11 protein-coding genes and 1 pseudogene are annotated in these 16,283 nt (G+C 64.4%); 8 read left to right on the plus strand and 4 right to left on the minus strand.

Annotated elements, in window-relative coordinates; all coding sequences use genetic code 11:
• The 3 genes and pseudogenes from AC1DK4_RS19295 to AC1DK4_RS19305 all read right to left on the minus strand — a co-directional run.
• A pseudogene (locus tag AC1DK4_RS19295) lies at positions 1 to 158 on the minus strand (carbonic anhydrase); the annotation flags it as partial.
• A gap of 333 nt (positions 159 to 491) precedes the next feature.
• The gene (locus AC1DK4_RS19300; protein WP_441620171.1) at positions 492 to 1,133 is read right to left on the minus strand and encodes a glutathione S-transferase N-terminal domain-containing protein; all 642 of its coding nucleotides are present in this window, start codon (positions 1,131 to 1,133) and stop codon (positions 492 to 494) included.
• Between the two features lie 186 nt (positions 1,134 to 1,319).
• Positions 1,320 to 2,228, minus strand: a complete 909-nt coding sequence (locus AC1DK4_RS19305; RefSeq protein ID WP_477116323.1) for a LysR family transcriptional regulator — start codon at positions 2,226 to 2,228, stop codon at positions 1,320 to 1,322.
• 139 nt (positions 2,229 to 2,367) lie between these two features.
• Here AC1DK4_RS19305 and AC1DK4_RS19310 point away from each other — a divergent pair, with 139 nt between their 5' ends.
• From AC1DK4_RS19310 to AC1DK4_RS19335, 6 genes are all read left to right on the plus strand, one after another.
• Entirely contained in the window at positions 2,368 to 3,033 is a 666-nt protein-coding gene (locus AC1DK4_RS19310) for a gamma-glutamylcyclotransferase (RefSeq protein WP_477116324.1), read from the plus strand.
• Positions 3,034 to 3,347: 314 nt separating this feature from the next.
• Positions 3,348 to 4,529 carry an efflux RND transporter periplasmic adaptor subunit gene (locus AC1DK4_RS19315; protein WP_477116325.1) on the plus strand — a complete coding sequence of 394 codons (1,182 nt, stop codon included), beginning with the start codon at positions 3,348 to 3,350 and terminating at the stop codon, positions 4,527 to 4,529.
• 22 nt (positions 4,530 to 4,551) lie between these two features.
• Positions 4,552 to 7,764, plus strand: coding sequence for an efflux RND transporter permease subunit (locus AC1DK4_RS19320; RefSeq protein ID WP_477131709.1), 3,213 nt, complete (start codon positions 4,552 to 4,554; stop codon positions 7,762 to 7,764).
• Between the two features lie 23 nt (positions 7,765 to 7,787).
• Positions 7,788 to 9,335 carry an efflux transporter outer membrane subunit gene (locus AC1DK4_RS19325; RefSeq protein ID WP_477116327.1) on the plus strand — a complete coding sequence of 516 codons (1,548 nt, stop codon included), beginning with the start codon at positions 7,788 to 7,790 and terminating at the stop codon, positions 9,333 to 9,335.
• A gap of 106 nt (positions 9,336 to 9,441) precedes the next feature.
• Entirely contained in the window at positions 9,442 to 9,621 is a 180-nt protein-coding gene (locus tag AC1DK4_RS19330; protein ID WP_441649969.1) for a hypothetical protein, read from the plus strand.
• Positions 9,596 to 11,161, plus strand: a complete 1,566-nt coding sequence (locus tag AC1DK4_RS19335; RefSeq protein WP_441649970.1) for an MFS transporter — start codon at positions 9,596 to 9,598, stop codon at positions 11,159 to 11,161. The genes AC1DK4_RS19330 and AC1DK4_RS19335 overlap by 26 nt, the downstream gene beginning before the upstream one ends.
• Before the next feature lie 3 nt (positions 11,162 to 11,164).
• Here the strand turns inward: AC1DK4_RS19335 and AC1DK4_RS19340 are convergent, their stop codons facing one another.
• On the minus strand, positions 11,165 to 11,458 hold the full coding sequence (locus tag AC1DK4_RS19340; protein ID WP_441649971.1) for a DUF5615 family PIN-like protein: 294 nt from the start codon (positions 11,456 to 11,458) through the stop codon (positions 11,165 to 11,167).
• A gap of 365 nt (positions 11,459 to 11,823) precedes the next feature.
• On the opposite strand from AC1DK4_RS19340, the gene AC1DK4_RS19345 reads away from it, so the two are divergent.
• Both AC1DK4_RS19345 and AC1DK4_RS19350 read left to right on the plus strand, forming a co-directional pair.
• The gene (locus AC1DK4_RS19345) at positions 11,824 to 14,508 is read left to right on the plus strand and encodes a two-partner secretion domain-containing protein (protein ID WP_441649972.1); all 2,685 of its coding nucleotides are present in this window, start codon (positions 11,824 to 11,826) and stop codon (positions 14,506 to 14,508) included.
• 32 nt (positions 14,509 to 14,540) lie between these two features.
• On the plus strand, positions 14,541 to 16,271 hold the full coding sequence (locus tag AC1DK4_RS19350; protein ID WP_441649973.1) for a ShlB/FhaC/HecB family hemolysin secretion/activation protein: 1,731 nt from the start codon (positions 14,541 to 14,543) through the stop codon (positions 16,269 to 16,271).
• Positions 16,272 to 16,283: the final 12 nt, after the last annotated feature.

Consider the following 16,283-nt stretch of genomic DNA (forward strand, 5'->3'; position numbering starts at 1 on the left):
TCGCGCTGCGTGAGCAGCTCCGGCACCACCCGGCTATCCGAGCAGGCGATGAACAGGGTGCTGGGGCTCTGGCTGGTGGCCAGGCGCTTGAAGAGGTCCGAGCGCTGGGGGAAGGCGTCGCGCTGGAACTTCAGTACGCCGTCGATGATGTCTTGCATGTTCTTGCTCCGTCGGTTGATCTGGTGTGGATCGGGATTCGATGGAGGAAGAATGGACGCTGACAGCTATAAGGTCTAAGACTGGTTTGTTATTCGATCCATAGGCAGGGGCAATAGTTGGGTTGTCTTGCTGATCGGGGCGGGCCTGCCGGTTTTTTGTGCAGGGCAGTTAGAGGCTCACCATCGTTTCGACCGGTGACGGCCCTGCCGGGCGGTGACCTCGTCCATGACCGCGTCGGTTACCGGGTCGCCTGCGTACGGAGATGAGCGACTTCCGGGGAGCGGTTGGACGCTAGAGGCCGGATGCGGCCCCGTCTTGCTTCAGCGTTTCACTCAGAGCGCCTTTTCGGCTTCATGGATGTTGACCATGTCGGTCTCGTCCTTGATTGCCTTGATCGCCGAAGGACGCGCGTTGATGCGTGCGATATAAGCCATGAGGTTCTTCAGATGGCCAATCTGCGCGCCGGAGCGCTCGTGCCACATCGTGGCCCAGACATACGCGTCGGCCACCGTGAATTGCTCGCCGGTCAGATAAGCGCGGCCATCGGCGAGACGCTCATCCAGCGTGGTGTATGCGACGACGAGCTTGTTGCGAGTCCACTCCGCACCCTCTTCCGTCTGCAGCTTGCGCATCAGCGGGATGTGCTTCTGCGCAATTTCCGTTGCGATGAACGTGAGCAGTTGATCCAGCTTCACGCGCTCGAGCGTGCCATGCGCAGGGATCAGGCCTGCTTCCGGATGTTGGTCCGCAAGGTACGACGTGATGATGGTCGTTTCGGTCAGCAGGTCTTCCTGGTCGTTGTCGAGGGCGAGGACCGGCACATACCCGAGAGGGTTGACCTCTGCGAAGTTGTCGCCGTTCGACGTGCTCTTGCCGAACACATCGTAGTGAATCAGTTCCGGGTTCAGACCCAGCTCATTGGCAATCAGTTGGACTGCGAGGGAGCAAGTGGCTTGGGCGATGTAGAGTTTCATGATTCGGTCCAGTGGGTTTCGTTAGCGTTGCGCTTCGAACCACCGGGTCCGTCGCGCCAACAGACCCAACTGTAGTGATCGCCCGGATCAGGATAAACAGGTCAAAATGATGCGCTGTGTCTCCACGTTGGAGACAATACAAAGCAGGAGCGGCCACTGCATCCTCCGGGCAGCAGCTCGACGACGCTAGTCTGTCCGCTGCAAAGCCGCCACGATTTGGTTCAGTACGGCGCGTGTCTTGGCCGGCATTTTCAGGCCCAGCGGAATCATGGCGTGTACAGGAGGCCCGGGCACGTCAGAGCCAGGAAGGATGTGGGTCAATCGGCCCGCGTCGACATGCGGCTGCGCGACGCGGTCATGGATTTGCGCGATGCCGAAACCTTGCACGGCGGCTTCCACCAGAGCGTGACCATCGGCCAGCGCCAGCACGGGATTGAGCGACAGCTCTTTGATATGCGGACCGTCGGCCACCTTCCAAGGCCGCAGCCGGCCAGTGGGCCCTCGGAACACGATGGCGTCGTGGCCAGGCAGGTCTGCCGGCGAGCGAATTTCGGCGCGTTGCTTCAGATAGGCGGGCGCGGCGTAGAGCCCCAGGCGCAAATCGCACAGCTTCCGGACAGTCATTTCGCCATCGTTCGGCAGGGCTCCGATACGCACGACGATATCCCAGCCTTCGGAGACTGCGTCGGACATGCGGTCGGTGAGCGCGAGCTCATAGCTCAGGCGAGGGTATTTCACGCGGAGTTCGGCAAGCGCAGGAAACAGAAGGCGCCCGAAGCCGGCAGGCAGATCGAGCCGCACCTTGCCCATGGGCTCGGCGCGCCGGGCCGCCAATGCCTGGCCAGCCTCACGCAGTCCTTCAAGCGCAGTCTCCGACGCGATCAGATACGTTTCACCGTCTTCGGTGAGCCGAACCGCGCGCGTAGTGCGCTGAAACAGGCGAGTGCCGAGTGCCGCTTCGAGTCGCTGAACCGACTTGCCGACGTTTGACTTGCTTGTTCCCAATCCCTCGGCCGCGCGCGTGAAGCTGCTGCTTCGGGCGACGGCGACGAAAGCCTCGATATCTGAAACGGAAGCATCTAAGCGATCAGACATTGTGTCCTAGCCGGAGACAAAGAGTCCCAGATTAGCATGTTTATCAAGTGACTTCCGACACCAACAATGCTGCCATACCCGCGGCATCAGCAGACCGATTCGCGATCCCCCTAGGCCGACTGCGGCCAAGCGAGAGAGCATGTACACGAGAGAATCAATTCATTCAGGAGCCTGGCTGGGGACCTTAGCCCTCCCCAAAGCCCTAGTCTGGACCCGCGCCCAGATTGACGCCTCGCTCGCGGCAACGATGCGCGCCAGGCCTCCCGGCGAGGACATCTGGGTCTTCGCCTATGGGTCCCTGATGTGGAACCCATTGCTCACTTTCGACAGGCGCGACGTGGCGACTCTCCACGGTTGGCGCCGCAGCTTCTGTCTGCGGATGGTGGCTGGTCGCGCGTCGTCGGACGTGCCCGGAAGAATGCTGGCACTCGAGCAAGGAGGCACCACGCAAGGGGTTGCGCTCCGGCTGACCTCGGTTCATCTCGAGGAAGACCTTCAAGTCCTGTGGGTGCGCGAAATGATCGCGGGCTCTTACGTGCCCACCTGGGCCTCGTTGGCGCTGGCCGATGGCTCCCGGGTGACCGGCATTGTGTTCGTCGCCAATACCACCGGCATCCAGTACGAGCGGGACGCAAGCGTGGAAAGCGTCGCGTCCATCGTCGCCGTCGCCAAGGGATCGTTTGGGTCCAACGCCGAGTACGTCCACAAGCTGGATCGCGCGCTGTTCGACTGCGGGTTGAGGGATGAATACATCGCCGACCTCGCCAAGGCGCTCCGCCAGAAATCAAACGGAACGTCGCCTTAAGCGTCTGCGCGGCACTGTAGTTCCCACATTAGAAACACGTGTGCGTCGCACTGGCCGCCGCACAGCTTCAGGCAATGCAGGTGTTCACCCGTGTCGCCATACACAAGACGCGCCTGGGCTCCCCTTCATCCAGATTGTATCCATAGAGGACACAAAGTGACCAAGAAACGCATCTTTATCGATGCGTGCGCGAGAGTAATACTGGTTTCCAAGCTAGAGCCACACCCGCGCGACGTAGCGAATGGATGGAGCTCCTGGACCGAAGCACCCGATTTGCTTTGAAACGACTTTAAGACGGAAAAGGAATCTGAATCATGACTACCAATCGCAAGAAACTCACGATGGCAGTTGGGATGCTGTTTGTCGTGGGTGTGGCGGGCCTGGCGCTCACCCATGGCAGCGACGGCTCGGTGGCGAGCGCTACGGCCGCCTCCCCTGCACCCGCCGCGCCAGCCATCGATGTGGACGCCGCCACCGTGGTGAGCCAATCCATCGTGGAATGGCAAGACTACTCGGGCCGGCTGGAAGCCATCGACAAGGTCGAGATTCGTCCGCTGGTGCCTGGCAAGATCGTGGCGGTCCAGTTCAAGGACGGCCAGCTCGTCAAGAAGGGCGACTCGCTCTTCACCATCGACCCGCGCCCCTATCAAGCTGAAGTCGACCGTGCTGCCGCGCAACTGGCTGCTGCCGAGGCACGCGCCAGCTACACCTCCAGCGATGCAGCCCGTGCCGACCGCCTGATCGAAAGCAACGCCATCGCCCGCCGGGACTTCGACGAGAAGCACAATGCCGCGCGCGAAGCATCGGCAAGCCTCAAGGCCGCGCGTGCCGCGCTCGAGGCAGCCAGGGTGACGCTCTCGTACACCGACGTCGTGGCGCCGGTAGCAGGCCGCGTGTCGCGCGCCGAACTGACGGTTGGCAACATCGTATCGGTCGGCGCCGGTGCGCCGCTGCTCACCACGCTGGTGTCGGTGTCGCCGATCTACGCCTCGTTCGACGCAGACGAACAGACCTACCTGCGCACGCTGCGTCGCGGTGCCAATTCGCCGATGCCGGTTGAACTGGGCCTCGCCGACGAAGCGGGCTACTCGCGCAAGGGCGTGATCGTCTCGGTCGACAACCATCTCGACACCACGTCCGGCACCATCCGCGTTCGCGCTCGTATCGACAACGCTGACGGCGCGCTGGTGCCGGGCCTCTACGCCCGCGTCAAGGTCGGCGGTGGCCAGACGCAACCCGTGGTCATGGTTGACGACGCCGCCATCGGTACGGACCAGGCCAAGAAGTATGTCCTCGTGGTCGACGCAGGCAACCGCGTGCAATACCGCGAAATCACCCTGGGCGCGCTCCATGAAGGCTTGCGCATCGTGGCAACCGGTCTGAAGCCGGGTGAGCGCATCGTCGTCAACGGCATCCAGCGCGTGCGCCCGAACGACACCGTCAAGGCGCGCAGCGTCGACATGGTGAGCGCAGGTAACACCAAGTCGGCAGCCTGATACGGGGCAACGGAGTCACATCATGAACATTTCTAAGTTCTTCATCGACCGGCCCATCTTCGCGGGCGTGCTGTCGGTGATTATCCTGCTTGGCGGCGTGATCTCGCTCTTCAAGCTGCCCACGGCCGAATACCCGGAAGTGGCGCCGCCTTCGGTGGTGGTGCGTGCGCAGTATCCAGGCGCCAATCCGAAGGTCATCGCGGAAACCGTCGCCTCGCCGCTCGAAGAGAAAATCAACGGCGTCGAGGACATGCTGTACATGCAGTCGCAGGCCAACAGCGACGGCAACATGACCACCACGGTCACGTTCAAGCTCGGCACCGATCCGGACAAGGCTGCACAGCTCGTGCAGAACCGCGTCAACCAGGCGATGCCGCGTCTTCCTGAAGACGTCCAACGCCTGGGCGTAACCACGGTCAAGTCGTCACCGACGTTGACCATGGGCGTGAACGTTGTCTCGCCGAATGGCAAATACGACCTGACCTACCTGCGCAATTACGCGCTCATCAACGTCAAGGACCGGCTCGCCCGTGTGCCCGGCGTCGGTGAGGTCGCGCTGTGGGGCGCCGGTGACTACTCGATGCGCGTCTGGCTCGATCCGCAGAAGGTGGCTCGCCAGAACATGACGGCCACCGAAGTGGTCAAGGCGATTCGCGAACAGAACGTGCAGGTGGCGGCCGGCATCATCGGTGCATCGCCGATGGCCGCCAACGTGCCGATGCAGCTGAGCGTGAACGCACAAGGTCGACTTAAAACGGAAGAGCAGTTCCGCGGCATCATCCTCAAGACCACGCCTGAGGGTGGCGTGGTGCGCCTGTCGGACGTAGCACGCATCGAACTGTCGTCATCGGAGTACGCACTGCGTGCGATGCTCGATAACAAGGATGCGGTACAAATCGTCATCTTCCAGCAGCCGGGTGCGAACTCGCTGCAGATCTCGGATGACGTGCGCGCCATCGTGGCCGAACTGCAGAAGGACATGCCCGACGGCGTGAAGGCCGAAATCGTCTACGATCCGACGCGCTTCGTGCAGGAAAGTATCGACGCGGTGGTTCACACCCTGTTCGAAGCCATCGCGCTGGTGGTGCTGGTGGTCATCATCTTCCTGCAGACCTGGCGTGCTTCGTTGATTCCCCTGCTGGCCGTGCCCGTCTCCATCGTCGGCACGTTCACGCTGATGCATGCGTTCGGCTACACCATCAACGCATTGTCGCTATTCGGTATGGTGCTTGCCATTGGTATCGTGGTCGATGACGCCATCGTGGTCGTGGAAAACGTCGAGCGCAATATCTCGGCAGGTTTGTCGCCTCGTGCGGCTACGTACAAGGCCATGCAGGAGGTGAGCGGGCCGATTATCGCCATCGCCCTGACGCTGGTAGCCGTGTTCGTGCCGCTGGCTTCGATGTCGGGCCTGACCGGCCAGTTCTACCAGCAGTTCGCCATGACGATCGCCATCTCGACGGTCATCTCGGCATTCAACTCGCTGACGTTGTCGCCGGCCCTGGCTGCGCTGCTGCTCAAGGACCACCACGCATCGAAGGACCGTCTGACCCGTGTGATGGACCGCATCCTCGGCCCGTTCTTCAACGGCTTCAACAAGGTGTTCCAGCGCGGCTCGGAATCTTACGGCAAGGGCGTGGGCGGCGTGATCCAGCGCAAGCTCATCATGTTCGTCCTTTACGGCCTGCTGCTGGCGCTGGCCCTGTTGATGGGCAAGATCGTGCCGGGCGGCTTCGTGCCGGCGCAGGACAAGGACTACCTGGTCAGCATCGCGCAACTGCCGGCCGGTGCTTCGCTGGACCGCACCGAAGACGTGGTGCGCCAGATGGGTGAAATCGTGCTGAAGCAACCGGGCGTGGTGCATGCCCCGATGTTCCCGGGATTGTCGGTGAATGGCCTCACCAACTCGTCGAGCAGCGGCCTGGTGTTCCCGGTGCTCAAGCCGTCGAAGGAGCGCGGCCCTGGTGAATCGGCTGCGGAGATTGCTGCCGCGCTGAACGCCAAGTTTGCCCAGATCAAGGGCGCGCAGATCGCCACGTTCCCGCCGCCACCGGTGTCGGGCCTGGGTACGCTGGGTGGTTTCAAGCTCCAGCTCGAAGACCGTGGCGCACTTGGCTACGAAGCGCTCAACGAGGCGACGCAGGCATTCATCAAGGCTGCCTCCAAGGCACCGGAACTGGGCCCGATGTTCACGAGCTACCAGATCAACGTGCCGCAACTCGACGTCGACCTGGACCGCGTGAAGGCCAAGCAGCTCGGCGTGCCGGTGACCGACGTGTTCGATACCATGCAGATTTACCTCGGTTCGCTGTACGTGAACGACTTCAACAAATTCGGTCGCGTGTACCAGGTGCGTGCCCAGGCTGACCAGCAGTTCCGCGCCACCGCCGCCGACATCCTGCAACTCAAGACGCGCAACGCCGCCGGTGAAATGGTGCCGCTGTCGTCGCTGGTGAAGGTCACGCCGACCTATGGTCCGGAAATGGTGGTGCGCTACAACGGCTTCACCGCAGCAGACATCAACGGTGGCCCGGCGCCCGGTTACTCGTCGGGCCAGGCTAAGGCCGCTATCGAGCGCATTGCTGCCGAAACGCTGCCGCGCGGCATCAAGATGGAGTGGACCGACCTGACGTATCAGCAAATCCTGGCCGGTAACGCCGCCATGTGGGTGTTCCCCATCAGCGTACTACTGGTGTTCCTGGTGCTGGCCGCGATGTACGAAAGCCTGACGCTGCCGCTGGCCATCATCCTGATCGTGCCGATGAGTATCCTGTCGGCGCTGCTCGGTGTGTGGCTGACCAACGGCGACAACAACATCTTCACGCAGATTGGCCTGATGGTGCTGGTGGGGCTATCCGCGAAGAATGCCATCCTGATCGTGGAGTTCGCTCGCGAGCTGGAAATGCAGGGCCGCACCATCATGCAGGCCGCCATCGAGGCGAGCCGGCTGCGCCTGCGCCCGATCCTGATGACCTCGTTCGCTTTCATCATGGGCGTGATTCCCCTGGTGATGTCGACCGGCGCCGGCTCGGAAATGCGTCGTGCGATGGGCATCGCGGTGTTCTTCGGGATGCTGGGCGTGACGTTGTTCGGCCTGCTGCTGACGCCGGTGTTCTACGTGGCGCTGCGCAAGATGGCTGGTAGCAAGCCGATCGTTGACAAGCACCACACGCATGCCGAACCGCTGCACGCTGGGCACCCGCTGCACGTCGTCAAGTCCGCTTCGGCGCAATGAACAGGGAAACCAAGGAGATCATCATGAACGCATCCATGACCCAATGGCTGAGCAAGGGCTCGATGTTGCTGGCGTCCCTGCTCGTTCTGGCCGGCTGCTCGCTGGCACCGACCTACAACAAGCCTGCTGTGCCTGACGGCGCCGGCACCAGCTTCAAGGAGGCGCCGGCTGACTGGACGCAGACCACGCTGAAGCCGGCGGAAGCCGGCACCTGGCAGACCGCCAGGCCGTCCGAGGAACTCTCGCGCGGCGAATGGTGGACCATCTTCGGCGACGACAAGCTCAATGCGCTGGAACAGCAGGCGCTCGAGGCGAATCAGAACCTGGCTGCCGCCGCCGCGCGGCTGAAGGAGGCGAGGGCCCTGAACCAGGCTGCACGTGCAGGCCTGTTCCCCACGCTCGACGCGGGCTTCGGCCCGACACGCCAGCAGGTGTCTGGTGCCTCGCTGCGCCAGCCTGACGGCACCACGGTCCCGCAGCAGACGTTGTGGCGCGCGCAGGCCAGCGCCTCGTACGAAGTCGACCTGTTCGGCCGCGTGGCATCGTCGGTGGACGCAGCCAAGGCGGACATGCAGCAGAGCGAAGCGCTGTTCCGCTCGGTGCAGCTCGCGTTGCAGGCCGACGTGGCGCAGAACTACTTCACGCTGCGCGGTCTCGATGCCGAGGCTGAGGTGTTCGCCAACACGGTGAGCCTGCGTGAACAGGCGCTCAAACTGGTGCAACGCCGGTTCGACGAAGGCGACATCGGCGAACTCGACGTCGCGCGCGCCAAGGCGGAACTCGCCACGGCACGCTCCGATGCGATGTCGGTGCAGCGTCTGCGTGCGGCGTCCGAACATAGCCTGGCCGTCTTGCTCGGCAAGACGCCTGCCGAGTTCTCGATGCCCGCGGCGCCCATCGAAGCCGTCAACCTGCGAATCCCGGCAGGCCTGCCGTCGTCGCTGATCGAGCGTCGTCCGGACATCGCCGCCGCCGAGCGCGCAATGGCTTCCGCGAACTCGCGGATCGGCATTGCAAAGGCGGCATTCTTCCCGTCGCTCACCATCACGGGCGTGGGCGGATTCGAGTCGGCCACGCTGGGCGACCTGTTCAAGTGGAGCAGCCGCGCGTTCCTGCTCGGGCCGCTGGCTGGCACGTCGCTGAACATCCCGCTGTTTGATGGTGGTCGCCGTACCGCCAACCTGGCCAATGCGCGCGCCGCCTACGAGGAAGACGTGGCGAAGTACCGTCAACAGGTGCTGACCGCATTCCGCGAGGTGGAAGATGGTTTGTCGGACCTGCGCATCCTGGAAGGGCAGAAGCAGACCCAGGCCGAAGCGGTGCAGTCGGCTACGCGAGCCGCGGATATTTCGCGCATGCAGTACACCGAGGGTGCCATCAACTTTCTCGATGTCATTGACGCTGAGCGCACCGCGCTGCAGACGAAGCGGGCAGCGGTGCAATTGCAGAGCGTGCAGGCCGCGGCCACGGTGAACCTGATCCGCGCGCTTGGTGGCGGTTGGGGTGATGCTTCGGTTGGGGATATCGCCAAGGCAGACGAGCCGAAGGAAGCCAGCGTCGTGAAGCGCTGATTCAGAAGTCCGCGATTGTTTCGATTCTGGATACGGTGAATCGCCATTCGAAGCCTTTATCCAGGAGGGGTCAAGCGCTACATTTCCGCCTTCCTGCGCCGCCGGCATGCGGCAAATCGCTGCGGCGAGCGGCGCGCGCAATCTCCCTCCCGCCAAACACGCATCGTTGGATTCCGCGCCCAACCGCCGTTGGCGGATCGCACCCAGATTCGAGCATCTCGATGCCATTGACGGCATCCAATCCATTATCAAAGTCACCAATGAAATCGCCAGATTCCTCAACTGACAGTCACGCTTCCGAGCGCGGCAAACCTCTCATCCTGCTAGCGGTCTGCATGGCCGCAATCGTGCTGCCACTAAGCTTCACCGGCGGTGCAGTCTCCACGCCCGCCATCGGCCGCGAGCTCGGCGGCAGTGCGGTCTCGCTGACCTGGATCACCAACGCCTTCATGCTCAGCTTCGGCAGCCTGCTGATGGCGGCCGGGGCGCTGGCCGACGTCTATGGCCGCAAGCGTTTGTTCGCCATCGGCATCGGCTTCTTCGTGCTCACGTCGCTGGCACTCGCTGCCGCGCCGTCGGTCGCGTGGCTCGATATCCTGCGTGCCGTCCAGGGGATTGCGGCCGCTGCGGCACTGTCCGGCGGTACCGCAGCACTGGCGCAGGAGTTCGACGGCCACGCGCGCACCCGTGCATTCAGCATGCTGGGCACGAGCTTCGGCATCGGCCTCGCCTTCGGCCCGCTCCTGGGCGGCGTGCTCATCGATGCGTTCGGTTGGCGCTCCGTGTTCCTGTCGACGGCCCTGGTTGGCGCAGCTGCCATGCTGTTCGGCGTGCCGCGCATGCGTGAGACCCGCGACCCCAACGCGCAGGGTCTCGATTGGCCCGGTACCATCTCGTTCACCGCCACACTGGTCCTGTTCACGTTCGCCGTCATCCAGGCACCCGAAAGTGGTTGGTCCAGCGCGCTTGTCGCGGGTTCGCTCGCTGCCGCGGCACTGACGCTGGCCATTTTCATCTATGTCGAATCTTGCTCGGCGCGCCCGATGCTCGACCTGAGACTGTTCCGCATTCCGCGCTTTGTTGGTGTGCAGATGCTCCCCATCGGCACGTGCTACAGCTACATCGTGCTCGTGGTGATGCTGCCGCTGCGGTTCATCGGCATCGAAGGCATGAGCGAAATTGATGCAGGCATCCTCATGATTGCACTGTCGGCACCGATGTTGGTTGTCCCCGTGCTGGTCGCCACGCTGACTCGCTGGGTCTCCGCCGGCGTGCTCTCGGGCATTGGGTTCCTCATCGCCGCAGTTGGCCTCCACTGGTTCAGCCAGATCGACGTCGGCGCTGCCGGTTTTGCCGTGGTGGGGCCGATGCTTTTGATTGGTATCGGCGCTGGCATGCCTTGGGGCCTGATGGATGGTCTCGCAGTGAGCGTGGTACCCAAGGAACGCGCGGGGATGGCAACGGGCATCTTCAATACGACGCGCGTGGCGGGTGAGGGGATCGCTCTCGCCACGGTCAGCGCTGTCCTGGCTGCCATTGCACAGGTCAGCCTGAGCGCGGTGCTGGCAGAAGCCGGATCAACTGCCGGGAAGGTCGGCGAAGCGGCACAACGGCTCGCTACCGGAGACCTGGCGCACGCCGCCGAGGCGCTGCCGCAAGTCAGCCACCAACTGCTGGTCGCCGGTTACGGAGACGCCTTCCGCATGCTGCTGCACGTGCTGACGGTCATCACCGTCCTGTCGGCTGTCGCGGTATTTGGCTTCCTCTCGCGCACGCCAGAGGAAGCCAGCGCGCTGGCTACTGAAGAGCTGGGCTCCAACGCCTGACCTTCAACAACAGACCTGGCTTGCGCCGGAATTCAGGCACACCAGTCCCGCATGCAGGGGCTGCCGCGCGTGGTGGCCGCCGGGTGGTCCACCGAGCGGCCCGCGAAAGTCCGCGGCGTTATGAGTGACGAGCGCATAGTCGTGATCGACTGCGTACCGGATCAAGTCATGGTCCTTCATCCCACTTAAGCCGCGATCGCGAACACAGGTTGTGTCCCAGTGACCTCTTTGAGCCGCGTCCTGAACGAGATTTGGCCATAGACACTCATCGATCAGAAACCGGTACTTTGCCGTCACGACCAAATGCAGAGAGACTTCAATAAAAATCGCCTATTGACAATTTTGCGTGCGCCGAGGTCCGTCGAGTGCGAGGGTTGAGGGTGCCGGGGATGGCTTGGTGGGGCTGCTTCCGGTAACGCCGGTGCAAGCGATAGTCGTCCTCTTTCCGCGCCATGTAGCGGGGCTTGCCCTGCTCACGCCCACCTCCCCCCGAAACTCTGCAGTTTCAGCCCGATCCACCAACACATTGGGAAATTTCCCCGAAACCACGCCTATTTCCCTCCGGTAGCGTCTAGGCCTCGCATCGCCATGCGCTCCACTGCAAGYCGAGCCGGCTTGCCAGCACCAGCGCAAGGCGCTCGCTCATGCTACCCGGAGCCGTCTTGAAGCATTTCGCCTTGCTGCAATCCCTGCTGTCTCCCGCCCACCGCTTCTACGCCCTGGAGGGCGAAGGCACGGTGGAAGCCTGGCTGGGCCGCGAGGCGACCACCGGGTTGTCGCATTGGCGCATCGTGTGCGTGAGCGCGGATGCGCGCTTTTCCCTCAAGTCCCTGAAGTCGTTCAAGTCGTTCAAGGGCCAGCGCGCGACCCTGCTCACCACGCTGGCCTGGGGCGCGCTGCTGCTCGCGGGCACGAGCCTCGCAGCGGGCGTGGTGCCCGACGGCGGCACCGCCACCACGGCTACGATCGGGGCCAATGGCCGTATCACCGTTGGCATTGCCAATGCGGTCGGCGGCGTTTCCTCCAACACGTACCGGGACTTCAATGTCCCGCGCGCCGGCGTTGATCTGGATAACAACGCGGTGCGCGCCCGCACCATCCTGAACCAGGTCACCAGCACCAATCCCTCGCTGCTCGAAGGGCCGTTGAGTGTGCTGGGGCCTCGCGCCAATGTCATTCTGGCCAATCCCAACGGGATCACCGTGAACGGCATGACGGTGCAGAACATCGGCAAGCTGGCGTTGACCACCGGGCAGGTCGACCTGACGACGCCCAATCATGCCACCGGGCAAAAGAACATCACCATCAAGACGAGCCAGGGCTTGCTCGAGATCGGCCCGGAAGGACTGTCCGGTGAACTGCTTCAGCTCGAACTGATTGCCAGGCAGATTCGCATTGGCGGCAGGATCGAAAACCGCTACAGCGACCCTAGGGCAAACCTGCGGTTGGTTGCGGGAACCAGCGAGGCGGAGGTCGATACGAGCCTTTCGGCCACCGACAATCAGACTGACTGGATCCGGTACACGGCGCCGGGTGGCATTCCCGGCCACGGCATTGCGGTTGACATCACCGGTGCCGGTAGCCTGGCTTCGGGCCGCATCGAGATGCTCGTGACCGATCAGGGTGCCGGCGTACGGCACGCCGGCAACGCCTATGCCACCGCTGGCGATTTCGTGGTCTCCGGGACTGGCGATCTGCAACTCGCCTCCGGCAGGATCCAGGCCCTGCAAGACGTGCTGATCGCCAGCGGCGGCTTCACCGGCACAGGCGATGTAGATGCCGGCCGGCATCTCCAGGTCACCGCCGATCGCATTGACCTGAGCGGCGCCACGCTGGCAGCCGGGACCCGCGCAACGGGAGATCTGGTGATCGGCACGGCAAGCCAGGCACACAGTCAGGCGGTCAGGCTGACCGACTCGGTGCTGAGCGCCACCGGCGGCATCGGGCTGCTCGACAACGGCGCGGGCATCGCGCTTACCGGCACGCAGGCTACGGCGCAGGGCAACTTCGTCATTGCCACGCCGCAATTCCAGACCGCGCAGGGCAACCAGCGCACGGCGCTGACCTCGCGCAACGGCTCGCTGACCATCCAGGCAGACACGGCAACGCTGTCCGGTACCGACCTCGACGGCGTGGCCGGCACCGGCATCCAGGCGCGCGATCTCAAGCTGCGCGATGCCGCCATACGCGCCGCCGGCGCCGCCGTGGCGATCGATGCCACCGGCAGCTACATCCAGCAAGACAGCAGCGTGCTTGCCGCCACCGACGTGCGGCTCCATGCAGGCTCCGTCTTGCTTGACTCGGCCGCCACGCAATCGACGCTGGTCGCCGCCAACGGTGGCGTGCTGCTGCAGTCCGATGGCGCGCTGACCAACCAGGGCGCGCTGATCCAGGGCCAGGCGCGCATCGCCGGGGAGATGCTGTCTGCCGGCGCCGTTACCGTGCTGGCCGGTGGCAGCGTGTTCAATACCTCGACGCCGCAGTATCTGGGGATCGTCTTCGGTGCCGGCGACGACGTGACCGTCCGGGCCGGGGGCGATGTCCTCAATCGCTACGGCCGCATGCTCTCGAACGGCTATCTCGCCGTGTCGGCCGGCGGCGATATCCACAACGAGATCACCAAGCAGGGCGGTGCCAATGGCGAACAGCCGAGCTACCAGACCAGCAACGGCCGCCGCTGGCTGGTGCTGACCAAGACCAGCACGAGCTTCGACCTGGATTATGGCCAGGTGGACCGGCCCGGGCAGATTGCCTACCTGCTCTCGGACAAGGGCACCACGCTCAGCGGGCGCAACGTCATCAACACCGGCGGGGAAATCTACGCCAACAACGGCGCCATCACGGTGCGCGCGGCCGACACGTTCCGCACCGAAGGGGTCACCGGCGGCGCCGCGCATTACGCCCGCAGCTGCCTGATTGTCTGCCGCACCTCGGCGTCATCGACCACCACCGTGACGGGCGGCCTGCTGTCCGCCGGCGGCAATATCGACGTCCAGGCGGGCAAGCTGGCCGCGAACGTGGGCGGGCGCGTGCTGGCGCTGGGCGACCTGACGGTCAACGCGCCGCTCACCTATGCCGGCGGTGTCACCGGCTACACCGCGGTCGCGCGCGACCGCGGGTTCAAGGCCTTCTTTGGCGACACCTGGGCCAGGCTTTATGCGACCGACATCGGCGGGAGCTGGATGGCGGCTGGCCGGACCCGCATTAGCGGCGACACCATGACGGATGGGGGCAGTTTCGATGGCGACGTTGCCATTGCGGGCACCACCACGGTGACGCGCCCGCGCCAGCGCACGCCCGTCACCGTCGAGAACCATCTTGGTCTCGCTTCCTGGTTGTGGCAATGATGCGGTGCGCTCCGCGATCCCGGCTGTCCGTAATGGCCGTGTCCATCCTGTCAGCCGGTCCGGCGCTGGCCCAGGTGCCGCCATCGCTGCCATCGCTGTCTCAGCTCACGCCGGAAGATCCGGCGCAGCGCCTGTTGCGCGAGCAGCGTCAGCGTGATCTGGAGCGCGAGGCAACCCAGCCGCCCGCGCAAATCCAGAGCCAGCAGGTATTGCCGCCCGATGCGCCTATCGACGCCGTGCCGGAGACGTCCGCCACCTTCGAGATCCAGCGTATCGAGGTGACCGGCAATACCGTGCTGTCCGATGCCGAGATCGGCGCCATCACGGCGCCGTTCATCGGCAAGCCATTGGGGGCCAACCGCATCAACCTGTTGCTGCGGCGCTTCACCGAAGCCTTCGTCGCCCGGGGCTACATCACCACGCGCGCCTATCTGGGCGAGCAGAATCTCGCGACCGGCGTGCTCAAGGTCACCGTCGTGCCGGGCACGGTCGAGTCGATCCGCCTCAACGGGCGCGCCATCCGCCCGGGCGATGGTGGCTGGTTCGATACCGTGGGCGGCGGGCTGCTGGCGGACGCCGGCACTGGCTGGCAATTCCCCGCGCCGGGCGACCCCCTGCGCCTGCAGGACCTGGAGCAAGGGGTCGACCAGATCAACCGCCTGCGCCGCAACCGGGCCGAGCTCCAGATACTGCCCGGCCAGACGCCGGGCAGTTCGGTGGTGGCGCTGGCCAACCAGCCCGGCGACCGTTTCCGCTTCAGTGCCGGCGTCGACAACTATGGCAGCCGCACCACGGGCATCTCGCGCACCCGGCTGGGCATCGATGCCGACAACGCGCTGGGTTTCCAGGAAGCGGTCTCCGCGAGCTATGTCGGCACGCGCGATACCAATGCGGCCGTGCTCTCGGCGGCGGTTCCGTTCGGCTACAACACCGTCAGCTACACCGGCTCGGTGTCCGAGTACCAGACCGCCATTGGCGATACCGCGCTGCTGTACGGCCGCACCTTCGGCCACACGCTGGGCTGGAACCGGGTTCTTACCCGCGACAGGAGCGGGCGGCAAGCCTTCGACCTGACGCTCACGCATCGCAAGAGCGAGCGCGAGATCAACAACCTGGAACTGGATCCCCAGCGGCTCACCGTGCTGCGCGCGGCCTGGAGCGGCTTGCGGCGCTTTGCCGCCAGCGACCAGCCGGGCTATGCCACCGCCGAGCTTGGCGTCTCGCGCGGATTGCGACTTGTCAATGCAACCCGGGACCCCGCCGATATCCGCCCGGACGAGGCGCATGTGCAGTTCACCAAGCTCGATGCCAATGCGAGCCTGCAACTGCCCTTGCCGCGGGCCTTCGACACGGCACGGCTCGCGTGGCGCGCGCAGCTCGTCGGGCAGTGGGCCAACGTGGCCCTGTTCGGCTCCGAGCAGATCTACGCGGGCGGCATCAGCACCGTGCGCGGCTTCCGCGAAGGCGCCATCGCCGGCGACCGCGGCGCCTACCTGCGCAATGAGCTGGTGTGGGCCAACGCGCCAGCGCCGGCCGGCTTCCGCATGGAGCCCTACCTGTTTCTCGACGGCGGCCAGACCCAGGCTGTGGCGACCCACCGCTGGCAATCGGTGGCCGGTACCGGCGCGGGCATTCGTCTCTCCGCCCAGTGGGCCAGGCAAACGGTCACCAGTGAACTTCTGGTCGGCGTGCCGCTGGCGCAGCCCGGTTATCTGGGCGCAAAGGCACCGGTCCTGCTGGCCACCCTCAACTGGACCTACTGAGTGCGATGTGAA

Source organism: Cupriavidus sp. 05N38, assembly GCF_056397345.1.